Annotated in this window: 1 protein-coding gene; it reads right to left on the minus strand. The window is 71.7% G+C overall.

The window, feature by feature from the left end; genetic code table 11:
- The coding region (locus L6Q96_23375) for a UvrD-helicase domain-containing protein (GenBank protein MCK6557489.1) at positions 1-632 on the minus strand (632 nt) is incomplete at both ends.

The following is a 632-nucleotide window of genomic DNA, read 5'->3' on the forward strand; positions in this document are numbered from 1 at the left end:
TGTCGATCACCGGCCAGCGGCCAACGATCTCCGCGATGCGCGAGGCGAGCAGCGCCGCCTCCTCGCGCCGGCGCCCGTCCTCCGCCACCGCCTGCGGCGCGGCGAGCGGATCGCGCAGCCGCGACAGCGGCGGCGCGCCTCCTTCGTCACGCTCCTGCGCGCAAAGCGGCAGCAGTTCCACGCGGCCGGACAGATTCGCCTCGACGCTGCTATGCGGGCGGAAATGGGGAAACAGCGGCAGGTCGGCGAAGACACGGTTCACCACCTCGACCAGACGCGGCGCGTTGCGCCGGGTGGCATCGTTGGCCAGCCGACGTGCGCCGTAGGCCGACTGCAGGAAGGCGGCGGCGGCATCGAAGACGCGCGGATCGGCGCGGCGGAAGCGGTAGATCGACTGCTTCGGATCGCCGACGATGAAGACGCGCGGCTTCGCCGCCTCCGCCGCATCGTAGGCGGCCAGCCAGGCGAGCAGGATCTGCCACTGCAGCGGATTGGTGTCCTGGAACTCGTCGACGAGCACGTACCGCCAGCGCAGTCGGAGCTCCTGCCCGACCTCGGGGATCTCGGTCGCCAGGCGCCACGGCAGCCAGATCAGGTCGCCGAAGTCGACCGCGCCGGCCTTGGCCAACTCG

This window comes from Candidatus Binatia bacterium, from assembly GCA_023150935.1.
GTDB lineage: Bacteria > Desulfobacterota > Binatia > HRBIN30 > HRBIN30 > JAKLJW01.